This is a genomic window from Levilactobacillus lindianensis, from assembly GCF_003946095.1.
Lineage (GTDB): Bacteria > Bacillota > Bacilli > Lactobacillales > Lactobacillaceae > Levilactobacillus > Levilactobacillus lindianensis.
The window spans coordinates 59,509-74,920 of sequence record NZ_RHOD01000014.1; the positions used below are offsets into that span (position 1 = coordinate 59,509).

The following is a 15,412-nucleotide window of genomic DNA, read 5'->3' on the forward strand; positions in this document are numbered from 1 at the left end:
AATTAAGGTTAATTGTGAATCATAAGCAGTGAGACTAGAACGAAGGCTAGAACCACCATCGCACCGATTACCCCGGGTAAGTGACGCCGGTAGGCCGTATGCCGGCGGGCTACCGTGACTAACGTGCCACAGAGGATGATTAGGCCCAGGCTTGCTAAAATTAATAATTTCATTTTGACGTCAAAATCTGCTGTCAGCATGGGGCACCTCACTCATTTCAATTTATTAACCGCATTATATCAGACTTCTTCGGTTAGCGTTCGACTAGCAAGGTCATCCCCATGCCACCGCCGATACACATTGCGGCAAGACCACGGTGAGTCTGGGTCCTCAGGAGTTCGTGCAGTAGGGTAACCACGATACGGGTCCCGGAGGCTCCTAGAGGATGTCCCAGGGCAATGCTCCCACCGTTGACGTTCAACCGGTCAGCGGGAATCTGAAGATCCCGCGTAATGGCGACTGATTGGGCGGCAAAGGCTTCGTTTATTTCGAACCGATCGATGTCAGCAACTGTTAATTGGTGATCTTGAAGAACTTTACGAATGGCAGTGACTGGCGCGTAACCCATGATTTGTGGGTCGATGCCACTCTCCTGATAGCCGCGTAACGTGGCGAGGTAGGGAATGCCAGCGGCCACGGCTGCGGACTTGCGCATCAAGACCATGGCTGCGGCACCGTCGTTGAGGCCAGCGGCATTTCCGGCAGTGACCGTGCCGTTAGTTTTAAAGGCCGGTTTCAAGGCCGCAAGCTGGTCGAGGGAGGTCGTCGTCCGGACGGCTTCATCTTGAGTAATTGTTTTGCCGGCCACGGGGACGGGAACAATCTCCGCATCAAACCGATGAGCGGCCTGGGCTAATGTGGCGTTTTGTTGGGAACGTAGTGCGAAGGCATCTTGATCGGCCCGGCTCACATGGAATTTCTCAGCGACGTTTTCGGCCGTAATTCCCATGGGATCTTGGCTAAAGGCGTCGGTTAAGCCATCTTTGGAAAGGCTGTCCGTGAGCGTCAGGTCACCAAATTTGCGTCCCCAACGGGCATGGTGACTGAGGTAAGGGGCCCGACTCATGCTTTCGGTTCCCCCGACTAGAACGGCATCCGCGTCACCCATGAGGATGGCACCTTGTCCCAGACGAATGGCTTTGAGACTAGAGCCACAGACCTGATTGACCGTCATGGCGGTACTGCTGACGGGCATGCCCGCATTCAATTCAATTTGACGGGCCACGTTTTGCCCCTGGCCGGCCTGTAGAACGGTCCCAAAAATAGTTTGTTGAATCATGTGGGGTTCGAGACTGCTACGCTTGATAGCGGCCTTAGCGGCGATGGTTCCCAATGTAACGGCAGAGACTGACCGAAAGTTCCGGCCAAATTTACCGATGGGCGTCCGAACGGCGCTGACGATGACAACTTCTTCTGCCATGTATCTGAATTCTCCTTTTCCGATGAGTTTCCGAAACTTAAATATAACCGACTTTGCTGTTTTTGTCTTGGTGGACGGCTGGAATAGGGTGAGGATTTGCATTTTCTTAAAGACTTTTCTTATAATGAGAAGGAGTCTACAAGATAGGGGATTAGTTGTAATGGAACAGACAGATGAAGCGGTTGACACTCTGACGGTGGCGGACTTTCTCGCAACCACGCAGTTCAAGAAGCTGTCGACCAACCAACAAAAGTATGCCAAGAAGATTCTGACGGATGTATTGGCCGCCCGTAAAACGGTGGATCTCAATCAAGGGTCCTGGACACCCCGGCAAGTTACCGGAACATTGGCCGCACTCCCAAGTTTAGTTGATGAGCCCCACGTGTACTACGTGGCGGTTGTCCCTGTGTTGACGGCTTACTTCGAGGCGCTGGGTCAACAGGTGAAGCCATTGGTTGCGGCACTGAAGCAGGCTCGGCCTGCATTAGTGGCTAAGCATGCGAAGGCTGAACAGGAAGAGGCGGACTACGATGAGGTTGTCCAGCAGGTAAAGCAGTGGGTTCAAGCGATGTTTACCCAACCGGAAGTTATGAATTTAACGGTCGCCGATCAACGACACTTCGTCACGATCATCCACACCACCGCTGAACTCATGATTACTGGGAGAAAGTTGGCACCAAAGGATTGGACTGTCGGCACGTTGAGCGGCATCATGTTTGGACCATTCACACATCTGCTAGATGAGCGCGATCGGGTTGCCGGACTCTTCCAGTTGGTTCCGTTTGCCCTGACGACGCTTTTTACCTATCTCGCGCAAACTAATCAACTGACACACGCTACCGAATTGCAGGATTGGGTACTCAAACAACATGAAGCGTTGGTGACGATGTACAATCCTGAGTTGGAAAAGTTCTACGAAGGATTAACCGAGGCCATGCAACAGGCCGGAGTCGATACGCAGGACCACGCGGCCGTTGATCACTTTACTCAGAGCTATTTGCGGGCCCACCCCGCTGTTAGTCGGGAGTTATTTACGGCGGATCGACAGATGAAACGGACCAAACCCATTAATCAAATTAAATATAGTCGGAAACAGCGACGCCGTCGTCGGCGTAAGCGTTAGGCACGATTGACCGTTCTTGAATTTGCAGGTAAAATCACAAAAAACTTTTACCTGGCGATAGAATAGTTTATGATTAACTTATAATAACTATTTGGCGAGGTGTGCTTTTTATGGTCAAGAAGGTCACAATCACTGACATTGCCAAGGCAGCGGGAATCTCACCAACAACCGTGTCACTGATTCTTAATGGTAAGGGTGAGCGATTCAGTCAGGAAACCTGTTCACGAGTTTTCCAGCTACGCGATGAACTTGGTTATCATATCGAAAAACGCCCAGTGGTGCCGCGATATGCCAAGAAAATTTATCGGCTCGGTGTTGTTATGACAGCGTTTAATCAATTTTTCTATCAAGATGTCATTGCGGGCATCCGGGAATCGGCGGGGACTGAGGTTGTCGTTTCCCTTTACGAAGTGGGTGATACCTACGAGGACAATTTGCGGGACCTCAAGGGGTTATTTAGAGAGCCAGTTGATGGTCTCATTCTCTGTGAACCCGTGGTGCCAGCCAAGATCCTCAGAGAGCTGTCGGCGGCCTTCAAAGTGCCCTACGTCATCGTCAATAGCCATGCAGCGGTTAGTGATTCCGACGTATGGGTTGACCTACATGAGGTGGGAGTCCTATCCGCGGAGTACCTGCTGGCTAATGGGCACCGTAAGATGGCGGTGGTCGTTCCCCAAGAGAACCATGCGAACACAGAGATCATTGCCGGGTTTCGTGAGGGACTCGCGGAGTATCACCTTCAGCTTGAGGAACAGGATATCTTCCACATTGTGCCGTCGCTCAGTGAGAGCTATCGTTTTGCTAAGACGACAAATCTACAAGACTACACGGCGGTTTTTACCGCTGCAGATGAGATTGCGATTGGGATGATGCGCGGATTAGCCTCTAAGGGGCAACGCGTCCCAGATACACAGTCGTTACTGGGGGTTGGAAACTCCGAATTGGATAACTATACGCATCCGCAGTTGTCATCGGTACTGATTCCAGCGTCGGACATTGGTCGTGCAGCCTTTGATAAGCTGGAAGAGCTGAATCAAAAGCCACAAACTCCACGTGAAACATTGAATCTTCCAATTGGACTGGTCAAACGGTCCAGTGTTAAACATATCTAAAGTGTCCCAGGATCACCCGATTTAGGGTGGTCCTTTTTGGCTTTTATGCATAAAAAATTAAAAAAGCATGAATGAAAATGAAACCGCTTAATAAAGCAACCGGTTGCCCTATAAAAGAGCTTTCTTTTAAGCCAATGAAAACAGTTTGCGAAAACAAAGTCAAAAGAGACTATAAACTATTGAAAACAGATATGTTCTAGGCTATGGGGCGATCATTTAATGGTCTAAGGTGACCACATAAAGTGAATTTTGGTGGGGTTAGTAAAAAAAAGTAAAAATTATTTTTGAATGAAAAGTGATCGGATGTTTTGACGATTTTTAGACTGGAATATACATTTGACTTGAATATTATTAGTTGTGCTCGTGAAAAGTTTCTCCTGCCAAGGAAGGCGTTATCGCGCGGTTTTGAGCCGGATTGGTCTGCTTTATTGAGCGGGTAATCAATCCAATGGATGAGTATATTTATTGATAAAAAGAGAATTCCCATCATCTTCTAATGAGGCATAAAGGGTGGTTTGAAATGAAAGACCCCCTTGTCAGCGCTTTCAAAATGTAGTAAAAATAAGAGTGTAAGTCTTACTTCGATTCCCTCATCCGGGGATCGTGGTAAAAATTGTAAATTTTATAAGGAGGCTCTCATGGATAATTTAAAGATTGCGTCTACTGAGGAAGCTCGGCAGTATTTCACCACTACTCGTGAAATCGTCGATGCTAACAACACTGATTTCGTTGATTCCGCAGCTGTCGTTGTGATGGATGATGAACTTGATCCTATCAATGCGGTTGATGAAACAAAGTTTGGTGTGCCCGTATTTGTTCTCAGTAAAGACAGTTCAAAGATCCAGGGCGATTTGATGGCAAAGATTTACCACATTGTTGACTTAAACAGTAAGTCAGATGGTAAATTGGTTGATCGTGAAATTGAATCGGCTGCCGCAAAGTACGAAGATAGTGTATTACCACCATTCTTCAAAGCCCTTAAGTCATATGTTGAACGGGGTAACATCCAGTTCGACTGTCCAGGACACCAAGGTGGGCAATACTTTGCTAAGCACCCAGCTGGTCGCGAATTCTATAACTTCTTCGGTGAAAACGTCTTCCGTGCCGACATCTGTAACGCCGATGTTGACTTAGGTGACTTGTTAATTCACGAAGGTCCAGCTATGGATGCTGAAAAGCATGCTGCACAAGTCTTCAACGCTGACAAGACATACTTCGTAATGAACGGGACTTCAACTTCTAACAACATCGCTGTTGGTGCTGCTGTTGCTCCCGGTGACTTGGTTCTGTTCGACCGGAACAACCACAAGTCCATTTACAACGCTGCCCTCGTTAAAGATGGTGGCCGTCCAGTTTACTTAGAAACTTCCCGTGACCCTTACGGATTCATCGGTGGGATTTATGCCCGCGACTTTGATGAAGACTACATCCGGAAGCAAGCTGCTAAGGTTGACCCAGAAAAGGCCAAGCAAAAGCGCCCATTCCGTTTAGCTGTTATTCAATTAGGGACTTACGATGGGACTATCTACAACGCAAAGCAAGTTGTTGAAAAGATCGGTCACCTTTGTGACTACATCTTATTCGACTCTGCTTGGGTTGGATACGAACAATTCATTCCTATGATGAAGAACAGTTCTCCATTACTGTTAGACCTTGGACCAGAAGATCCAGGTATCTTGGTAACTCAATCAACCCACAAACAACAAGCTGGGTTCTCACAAGCATCACAAATCCACAAGAAGGATAAGCACATTAAGGGTCAGAAGCGTTACATCGACCACAAACGGTTCAACAACGCTTACAACCAATATGCTTCTACTTCACCATTCTACCCATTATTCGCTACTCTGGACATTAACGCTCAGATGCAAGAAGGGGAAGCTGGGAAGAAGTTATGGCATGATGCATTGGTAACTTCTGTTAACGCTCGTAAGAGTCTGTTAAAGAACGCAACCATGATTCGTCCATTCGTCCCACCAGTTGTTAATGGTAAGAACTGGGAAGATGCTGACACTGAAAAGATCGTTAACGACATCGACTACTGGCGCTTTGAAAAGGGAGCTAAGTGGCATGGATTTGACGGCTACGAAGATAACCAATACTTCGTTGACCCTAACAAGTTCTTGTTAACGACTCCTGGTATCAACGTTGAAACCGGTGAATACGAAGACTTCGGTGTTCCAGCCGTTATCTTAGCTAACTACTTACGTGAACACGGGATCATCCCAGAAAAGAATGACTTGAACTCTATCTTATTCTTGATGACTCCTGCCGAAACTCCAGCTAAGATGAACAACTTGGTAACCCAAATTGTTAACTTCGAAAGCTTGATCAAGGCCGATGCCCCATTATCTAAGGTATTGCCTCGTCTGTACGCACGTAACAAAGACCGTTACGCCGGCTACACTATCAAGCAACTTTGCCAAGAATTACACAACTTCTACAAGGGTAACAACGCTAAGGAATACCAAAAGAAGATGTTCTTAGCTGACTACTTCCCAGAACAAGCTATGACTCCATACGACGCTAACGTTGAATTGTTACACAACAATGCTAAGTTAGTTAAGTTGAGTGATATCGAAGGGGAAACTGCCCTTGAAGGTGCTTTACCATATCCTCCTGGTATCTTCTGTGTTGCCCCAGGTGAAAAGTGGACCAAGGTTGCTCAAACCTACTTCTCAATTCTTGAAGAAGGTATTAACAAGTTCCCTGGTTTCGCACCAGAAATTCAAGGTGTTTACTTCAAGCAAGAAGACGGCAAGACCGTTGCTTACGGTTACGTTTACGATTCAAGCAAAAAGTAAACTCATTCGGAAATAGAAAGGAAATTATCGAAAATGGCTGAGCCTTTGAAAATAGCTAGCTCTGAAGGAGCTCTTAAATTCTTCAGTACTGACCGTGAGATCGTTGATCTCGTAGGTAAGACTGACTTCACCGATATTGCTGCTGCCGTCGTCACTGATTCTGACGAAGACATCGCCAGCGTTAAATTAATTAATGCAACGAAGTTCGATATTCCTGTATTTATGTTAACTGCTGACTCCGCAGCTCTTGATGCAAGTGTTCGTGAAATGGTCTTCCATTTCTTGGACAACAATGACGAGAGTTACCGGAACATCTACGACAGTGAAATTGAAACCGCTGCTGCTACGTATGAAGACAAAATGATTCCTCCATTCTTCAAGGAAATGGTACATTACGTTGAAGAAGGTAACCTGAACTTTGATACGCCAGGACACCATGGTGGACAATTCTTCTTACGTCACCCAGCTGGTCGTGCACTGTACAACTTCTACGGAGAAAACTTGTTCCGTTCTGACGTAAGTAGTTCTGACGTCGAAGTTGGTGACTTGTTGACCCACGGTGGTGCTGCCCTTGATGGTGAAAAGCATGCCGCACGTGTCTTCAACGCTGACAAGACTTACTTCGTTATGAATGGTACGACGACTTCTAACGCAATCGTTGATATCGCGGCTGTTAAGCCAGGCGACCTGGTATTGTTCGACCGGAACAACCACAAGTCTAACTACAACGCTGCCTTGGTACAAGCTGGTGGTTTACCAGTTTACCTCGAAACTGAACGGAACCCATTCGGTTTCATCGGTGGTATTGATGACGCGGCTTTCGATGAAGATTACATCCGTGCACAAGCTGCTAAGGTGGATCCAGAAAAAGCTAAAGAAAAGCGTCCATTCCGATTAGCTATCATTGAATTAGGGACTTACGATGGTAGTATCTACAACGCACGTCAAGTTATCAAGCGGATCGGTCGCCTCTGTGACTACATCCTCTTTGACTCTGCATGGGTTGGATACGAACAATTCATTCCTATGATGAAGGATAGCTCACCATTACTTATTGACGACTTAGGGCCAGAAGATCCAGGTATCTTCGTTACCCAATCCGTCCACAAGCAAATGGGTGGTTTATCACAAGCTTCTCAGATTCACAAGAAAGATAAGCACATCAAGGGTCAGAAGCGTTACATTGACCACAAACGGTTTAACAACGCCTACATGAAGTACACCTCTACTTCACCATTCTACCCAATCTACTCCACACTTGACGTTAACGCCAAGATGATGGAAGGCCCTGCCGGTGCCAAGATGTGGATCGACACGGTTAAGTTGGGTATCGAAGCTCGTAAGCGGATGCTTAAGGAATCCACGATGTTTACGCCATTCATTCCTACCACTGTTCATGGTAAGAAGTGGGAAGACGTTGACACTGATACGATTGCTAACGACATCGACTACTGGCGCTTCGGTAAGGGTGAAAAGTGGCACTCATTTGCCGGCTATGCTGACAACCAGTACTTCGTTGACCCTCTGAAGTTCATGTTGAAGACTCCAGGTATCAACATGGAAACGGGTGAATATGAAGACTTCGGTGTTCCTGCAACGCTGATTTCCAGCTACTTGCGTGAACATGGGATTATCCCAGAAAAGTCTGACTTGAACTCGATTCTGTTCTTGTTGACCCCTGCTGAAACTAAGGCTAAGATGGACAACTTGGTTAACTTCATTCTTCAACTTGAAAAGTTGATTAAGGAAGACGCACCACTTAGTGATGTCTTACCTAAGATTTACGCTGAAAACATTGACCGGTACCGTGGTTACACGATCCGTCAACTTTGCCAAGAAATTCACAACTTCTACAAGAAGTCGAATGCTAAGGCATATCAACGTGCATTGTTCCGGGAAAAGACTTGGCCAAAGCCAAGCATGACCCCATACGATGCTGACAAGGCGTTAGTTGCTAACAACGCTAAGTTAGTTCCACTGGACAAGATTGTTGGTGAAACTGCCCTTGAAGGTGCACTTCCATACCCTCCTGGTATCTTATGTGTTGCCCCAGGTGAAGTTTGGAATCAAGAAGCTGCAACTTACTTCACGATTCTCCAAGAAGGTATCAACAACTTCCCTGGATTTGACCCTGAAATCCAAGGTGTCTACATGGAACCTCAAGAAGACGGCCGCGTTAAGGCTTACGGCTACGTTTACGACAAGGATGCCGCAAAATAACCTAGACTTTAAGAGATTCTAGTTTTATACTAATGAATGTCGGCTCTTTTTGGGCCGGCATTCTAGCAATTGTTCGTTTCAAAATTTTATTCAATTGAGGTTAGAAAAATGGCAGAAAATAGCACGAAAATGGGTGTTGTGCAGTTAACCATCATTACTGTTGTCAACATGCTTGGTTCCGGGATTATTATGTTGCCATCTAAGTTAGCACAAGTCGGGACAATGTCCGTTCTGTCTTGGGTTGTAACTTTAGGTGGGGCCCTCTGTCTGGCTTGGGTTTTCGCCAGAAACGGTATGTTTAGTAAAAAGTCCGGTGGTATGGGTGGATACGCCGAATACTCATATGGTAAAGACGGTAGTTTCATGAGTAACTTTACCTACGGGTTGTCACTGGTTATCGCCAACGTTGCCATCGCGGTTTCCGCTGTTGGTTACTTGACGGTGTTCTTAGACATCACCTTGAAGCCAATCGAAGTTACCTTCTGGGTTATCGGTACTGTTATCGTAACCACGTTGCTTAACTTCGGTGGTTCCAAGTTGACTGGTCGGATTGGTTCCGTAACTGTCTGGGGTGTTATTCTCCCAGTTGTTATCTTGGCCGTATTAGGCTGGTTCTGGTTCTCACCATCAATGTACGCTTCTTCATGGAATCCAAATCACATTGGTTTCTTCGATGGGATTGCTTCATCAATTCCAATTACGTTATGGGCTTTCTTAGGACTTGAATCTGCGGTTGCCAACATGGATGCCGTTGAAAATCCACAAAAGAACGTGCCTATCGCCGTTATGGCTGGGACGATTGGTGCCGGGATTATTTACATCCTCTCCACTAACGTTATGGCCGGGATCGTTAAGAACTCAGCATTGCTGACTTCTAACGCCCCATTCGGTTTAACCTTCTCAACCATGTTCGGTGGCTGGGCTGGTAAAGTTGTTGAAGGTGTCATGGTTCTTGCATGTCTTGGTTCATTATTGGGTTGGCAATTTACCATCGCCCAAGTGTTCAAGTCATCTGCCGATGAAGGTTACTTCCCAGCAATCTTCTCCAAGGTTACGAAGAACGGTGCTCCAATTGCCGGTATGACTATCTTATTGGTTGTTCAAATTCTGTTGTCATTCATGACTATCAGTCCTGACTTGAACAAGCAATTCAACGTGCTGGTTAACTTGGCCGTTATTACTAACTTGGTTCCTTACATTCTTTCCATGGGTGCTTCCAAGACCATTCAATTGAGTGCCGGAATCAGCAAGCATAACATGACCTTCAAGGTTACGAACGCCTTAGCTGTCGTTGCTGCATTCTACTCACTGTACGCAATGTACGCTTCTGGTGCCGAAGCCATGGTCTTAGGTTCATTAGTTACCTTCTTTGGTTGGACTATGTACGGTTTCGTTTCGCCTAAGTTTGACTTAGACCAAAAGGAAATTGACAAGGCTAACAAGGAAGCCGCAGCTACTGAAGCTGAAGCTAACTAATTAGTTATTAAAGAAAGTCGTTGGTCCGCGTGAGCGGGCTGACGGCTTTTTCTTTGGTCGGAACGGAGCCATTGAGTTCCGAGCATTTGGTGCTGGTCTGGGGTAAGGGATATTGCAGGCCGTTTCGACAGCGTTAATAAAACTGGATGGGTATCCCGTTTAGACAGAATAGCAAAAAAACAGCACGACAGGTGATTAAAATCATCTGTCGTGCTGTTTACGTTTAAATATGATTCGTTATCCTTGAAAGTGTTAAGCTTCGTCAGCTAACGATTCTAAGACGTTAGCGGCAACGACTGGATCGGAAGGATAAGGTGTATCGACACCATTAACCTTTTGATACTTGTCTTCACCTTTACCAGCTAGAACCACGAGATCCGTATTGGATGCTCCGGTAATGGCCTGGCGAATAGCGTCTTCACGCTTTGGAACGATCGTTGTGTCAACTTTTGAATGGTCGATGTGACTGTCGATTTCCTCGGCAATCTTGATTGGGTCTTCGTGACCTGGATCATCGGCCGTCAAGTAAGCAACATCAGCGAAATCGTTTAAGGCGCGGGCGAAACCTTCTCGCCGGTCTTCACCCTTATCACCGGTACTGCCCAGAACGGCAATGACGCGTTGATCAGGGAATTGGGTACTCAGGAAGCCCAGTAACGCATTCATACTGCCCCAATCGTGGGCATAGTCCACGTAAATGGTTCCGTGATTCTTAGTCCGGGTGAATTGCATCCGGCCAGGAACCTTGGTGTTAGCCAAACCGTATTGCATATCCTCAGCGGAGGCACCCGCAATTGCGGTGGCCAGGATGGCTGCGGAAGCATTACTTTGGTTAAAGTCACCAGGAACGGAGACGTTGTAGGTTTGTGCGAGACTGGCAAGCATTGGGTTATCACTGTTAACGACTAAGTTGAAGGTACTTGCCGTCAAGCTAGCTTGGTTATCAGTGATCGAAACGCTGGCTGAGTCTGAATTCATCCCATAGGTGAAGATGTGGTCGGGTGCGGTGGAGACTTGAGCGGCAGCGAGCACTTCATCGAAGTGATCAGTATCCGCATTAATCACCACGTTACGGGAATTCAGCAATAGTTGTTGTTTGCAGAACAGATAGTTCGCAAAGTTTGGATGTTCATTAATGCCGATGTGGTCTGGTGTGATATCTAGGAAGATACCAACGTCAAACTGTAAGCCGTAAACCCGGTCAAGCAGGTATGCTTGAGAGGCAACTTCCATTACCAGGTACTTCGCGCCGTTATCCACGGCTTCTCGCATCTCCTTGAATAGATCGAAGGATTCTGCGGTGGTCAGGTGAGCTTTGAATTGGTTCTTCGCACCCTGGCCGACAATCCGGTCGATAGTTGAGAACATGGCAACCTCACCGGGGTGAGCATGTTCAAGGATGTTGTGAGTGAAGTAGGTGGAAGTGGTTTTACCCTTGGTTCCCGTGTACCCAATCAGAAATAAATCGTTTTGGGGAAAGCCGAAGAATAGTTGGGCGGCTAAAGACATGGCTTTACGCACGTCGTTGACGATAATCCCCGGAACGGAAACCACGTCACTATAATCAGTTTCAGCGAGATAACTAGTGGCCCCATTAGCAATGGCTTGCTTTAGGTAATCAACTGAAAAGTTCTTGCCTTTGCAGATGAAGAGACCATTCTCACTGACGTTGCGAGAATCATAAGCTAATGATTCAAAGGAAACGTCGTCTGATTTTAGCGAATTACTTTGATACAAATCATGTTCTTGTAGTAACGCAATCAGTTGGAATGCTTTCATGCAATTGCCTCTTTTCAAAGATTACTCGTTAGGACGCATCGTTGGGAATAACATGACGTCTCGGATTGAAGGTGCATCCGTTAACAGCATGGTCATCCGGTCAATCCCGATTCCAAGTCCACCAGTAGGTGGCATACCATATTCCATGGCTTCCAGGTAATCTTCGTCAATACCATGGGCTTCTTCGTTACCGGCGTCACGTTCGGCATCTTGTGCTTCGAAACGTTGACGTTGGTCGACAGGGTCGTTTAATTCGGTAAAGGCGTTCCCATATTCGTTACCATTAATGTATAACTCGAAACGGTCAGTGAACCGGCCGTCATCAGGGTTCTTCTTGGCTAATGGTGAGATTTCAACTGGGTGACCGTAAATGAAGGTTGGGTCAATCAAGGTGTCTTGAACCTTGTCTTCGAAGAAGGCGTTGATGAAGTGACCAACGGTCCAGTAGTCTTCGTATTCAACATCATTTTCGTCAGCTAACTTACGAGCATCTTCGACGGACATCTTCTTCCAGAAGTCGATACCAGTAACTTCCTTAACAGCATCAACCATGTGAATTCGCTTGTATGGAGATTCCAGGTCAATAGGGGTGCCTTGGTAAGTGATGTGGCCGTCGCCGTGAAGCTTCCGGGCAGTGTAACGGAAAATGTTTTCCGTTAAGTCCATGACGTCGTTATAGTCCGTATACGCGGTATAAACTTCAATCATGTTGAATTCAGGGTTATGACGGGTGTCAATCCCTTCATTCCGGAAGTCCTTGCCTAATTCGTAAACCTTTTCGAATCCACCGACAATTAACCGCTTCAGGTAAAGTTCCGTGGCAATCCGGAGATATAAAGGAATGTCGAGGGCGTTAGAAGAAGTGATGAATGGCCGTGCTTCCGCACCACCGGCTTGCGTCTGTAAAACAGGCGTGTCGACTTCAATGTAGCCTTGGTTATCCAGGTATTCACGCACGGCGCGCTTGATCTGGGTAACCTGCATAAAGCGGTTAAAGCTATCGCGGTTAGCGATTAAGTCCAAGTATCTCTTACGGTAGATAGATTCTTGGTTCGTTAAACCGTGGAACTTGTCAGGTAACGGACGTAACGCCTTTGATAAGAATTCGAGGTGTGTAATTCGAACCGTTAATTCATCGGTATCAGTCTTAATGACGTAACCATGAATACCAATAAAGTCACCTAAGTCCAAAGAAGTATATAAGTCGTAGGCAGATTCACCGAGTTCATCTTGCCGTGCGTAGCCTTGGATAGTACCGAAACGGTCGAGAATATCGACGAATCCGGCCTTCCCACTACCACGCTTAGCGGTTACCCGCCCAGCAAGAGTCACATCATGCTTATCTTCGGCCAACTCTTCTTTAGTGCTTTGACCGTACTTTTCGTTAAGTGTCTTGCTAGTATCGGTCCTGTCAAACCGGTGTCCAAATGGCGCGATGCCTTGTTCACTGAGCTTGTTCATTTTGTCCCGCCGAACCTGCATTTGATCGTTTAAGTCGGGTTGCGTGGAACTGTTTGTATGATTATTGCTCATATATGTGGCCTCCTAATAAGTATTGATTCGGTAAATCAAATCCAAATCTAACTTAAATCTAATTTATTTCGGCCAAATAAGCAAGGGAAATCGCTAAAAAAGTTAATTTTATTTAGAAAAATGTATAAATCTTTCGGGGGTGCTAGCATGGCAAACGTGACTTTGACGGCTTTTGTAAGCCGAATTAGCAAATTGGTCTGGAACAATTTATGTATAGCTTGAATTATTAGAACTTTTGTAAGAAAACCACGGAGAGATCAGGTAAACGACAGGCGGGAATGATTAATTCGGGTGTTTCAGTCAGTGACAGGTGATGATAGAATGGAATTAGTATTGAAGGGCGGGAAACGACATATGTTAAAAACGATTCGTAGAATGTGGCCGTTGCTGGTGCTGGGGTTCTTGGTGAACACGGCGTACAGTGTGATGTGGCCGTTAACAACCATCTATCTTCACGGAAACCTCCATTTAAACTTGGTTCAGAGTGGCCTGATCTTGGCCGCTTACTCCGGGTGTAATGTCTTGGGGGGGTACCTAGGTGGGGTCCTCTCGGATCGCTACTCGGCAAAAACGGTTGGGTTAGGCATGCTCGCAGCGCTGGTGATTGATGCTGGCTTCGGGTTTATCTGGAATGGCATTATCGCTTATCCAATTGTTCTAATTATCTTTGGACTTCTGACTGGGGGTATGTTGACCCTGATTACGGCAATTACGGCACAGCTTAGTCATAATGATAGTAAACTCTTTAATCTACTATATATATTCATTAACGTAGGGTTGGTTGTTGGGACTGCTAGTATCGGGGTTCTCTTCCATCATAGTCTGCGGCCGATCTTCACCTTGCTGATTGTCTGCTACCTTGGCGCTTTTGCTCTTTGGCGTTGGAAAGCGGCTGAGTTTGAGGTTAGTGGCACGGATGAGACAATTACGCCAAGCACACAGCAAACGACAACTAATAGAAAGAAACTCCCTGTTGCGAGTCTTGTGATTGTCCTCTTAACGTTGGTCTTTATGTGGATTACTTACGCACAGTGGATGAGTAACGTCTCGGTCTACATCCAGGATGAAGGATTAGGCATTAAACTTTACAGTTATCTCTGGGTCTACAATGGTATTCTTTTGATTATTGTTCAGGCCTTGATGACTAAGGCCAGCCATGTACGGATTATTCCGTGGCAGATTCTTTTGGGGTTACTAGCCATTGCCTTTTCTTTTCTGTTAATGACAACAACTTCTGGAATCATCGTGTTATTCACGGCGATGACGCTTTTAACGGTTGGGGAAGCTGTCTATGTCCCAGGAGTCCCGGCGTTAATTAATGCCTACACCGTGGGAAATGAGGGAAAGTATCAGGGGCTAGTCAATTCGTTCTCGTCGGTAGGGAAGGCATTGGGTCCGGTTCTCGGGGGTGTCGTGATTGGTCAGTTCACGTCATTTAAGTTCCTGTTCTTCCTGTGTGCCATTGTTGATTTTATCGTTGCGGCTGGATTTGTTCTTGGTGTTGCGCCACTCTTGCGGCGGCACTCAAAATAACAACGGACGACAATTGAATTAGCGTCTGAAATTGTGCGGTTTTTGCGGCGCAATTCCAGACGCTTTTCTTGTGCAGTTCGCCTTTGAAAAAAGATGATTTAATTGTCAATTTTCGGTTGACGATTTGGGTGCTGGTTGGTATAGTTGTATACGTTGCTGTTACGAAAAACCAACTAGACCAATTTAAAACTTTGAATTTAGTTGTTGACAGCAATTCGATTGAATGATATGCTTTATGAGTTGCTTGTTTAGACGAGCAACCAGGTAGACCTTTGAAAACTGAACATTGTTTCGACAAACCAAATATGTGTAGGGCGGTTTGATATTTATATCAAACCCAAACAATATTTGCGAAGTCAATTCGCTTTTATAAAAAAGTAACAACAATCGATGAGCTATTCAAGCCATCATC

General features: G+C 46.2%; 10 protein-coding genes. 6 read left to right on the plus strand and 4 right to left on the minus strand.

Features of this window, described 5'->3' with window-relative positions:
- Positions 1–8: 8 nt before the first annotated feature.
- The gene (locus EKM70_RS07125; protein ID WP_225416399.1) at positions 9–173 is read right to left on the minus strand and encodes a hypothetical protein; all 165 of its coding nucleotides are present in this window, start codon (positions 171–173) and stop codon (positions 9–11) included.
- 80 nt (positions 174–253) lie between these two features.
- Complete coding sequence (locus EKM70_RS07130) at positions 254–1,420, minus strand: thiolase family protein (RefSeq protein WP_125546536.1); 1,167 nt, start codon at positions 1,418–1,420, stop codon at positions 254–256.
- 160 nt (positions 1,421–1,580) lie between these two features.
- On the opposite strand from EKM70_RS07130, the gene EKM70_RS07135 reads away from it, so the two are divergent.
- From EKM70_RS07135 to potE, 5 genes are all read left to right on the plus strand, one after another.
- Entirely contained in the window at positions 1,581–2,543 is a 963-nt protein-coding gene (locus EKM70_RS07135) for a hypothetical protein (RefSeq protein ID WP_125546538.1), read from the plus strand.
- 110 nt (positions 2,544–2,653) lie between these two features.
- Positions 2,654–3,655, plus strand: a complete 1,002-nt coding sequence (locus EKM70_RS07140) for a LacI family DNA-binding transcriptional regulator (protein WP_125546539.1) — start codon at positions 2,654–2,656, stop codon at positions 3,653–3,655.
- Between the two features lie 638 nt (positions 3,656–4,293).
- Positions 4,294–6,459, plus strand: coding sequence for an ornithine decarboxylase (gene speC, locus EKM70_RS07145; RefSeq protein WP_125546542.1), 2,166 nt, complete (start codon positions 4,294–4,296; stop codon positions 6,457–6,459).
- Between the two features lie 33 nt (positions 6,460–6,492).
- Positions 6,493–8,679 carry an ornithine decarboxylase gene (gene speC / locus EKM70_RS07150; protein WP_125546544.1) on the plus strand — a complete coding sequence of 729 codons (2,187 nt, stop codon included), beginning with the start codon at positions 6,493–6,495 and terminating at the stop codon, positions 8,677–8,679.
- Between the two features lie 108 nt (positions 8,680–8,787).
- Complete coding sequence (gene potE / locus EKM70_RS07155) at positions 8,788–10,155, plus strand: putrescine-ornithine antiporter (protein ID WP_125546546.1); 1,368 nt, start codon at positions 8,788–8,790, stop codon at positions 10,153–10,155.
- Between the two features lie 252 nt (positions 10,156–10,407).
- Here the strand turns inward: potE and EKM70_RS07160 are convergent, their stop codons facing one another.
- Both EKM70_RS07160 and lysS read right to left on the minus strand, forming a co-directional pair.
- Positions 10,408–11,934 carry a UDP-N-acetylmuramoyl-L-alanyl-D-glutamate--2,6-diaminopimelate ligase gene (locus EKM70_RS07160; RefSeq protein WP_125546548.1) on the minus strand — a complete coding sequence of 509 codons (1,527 nt, stop codon included), beginning with the start codon at positions 11,932–11,934 and terminating at the stop codon, positions 10,408–10,410.
- Between the two features lie 21 nt (positions 11,935–11,955).
- Positions 11,956–13,467 (minus strand): lysine--tRNA ligase, encoded by a 1,512-nt coding sequence (gene lysS, locus EKM70_RS07165; RefSeq protein WP_125546550.1) that lies wholly within the window; start codon positions 13,465–13,467, stop codon positions 11,956–11,958.
- 321 nt (positions 13,468–13,788) lie between these two features.
- On the opposite strand from lysS, the gene EKM70_RS07170 reads away from it, so the two are divergent.
- The gene (locus tag EKM70_RS07170; RefSeq protein WP_225416400.1) at positions 13,789–15,000 is read left to right on the plus strand and encodes an MFS transporter; all 1,212 of its coding nucleotides are present in this window, start codon (positions 13,789–13,791) and stop codon (positions 14,998–15,000) included.
- The last annotated feature ends 412 nt before the right edge of the window (positions 15,001–15,412 follow it).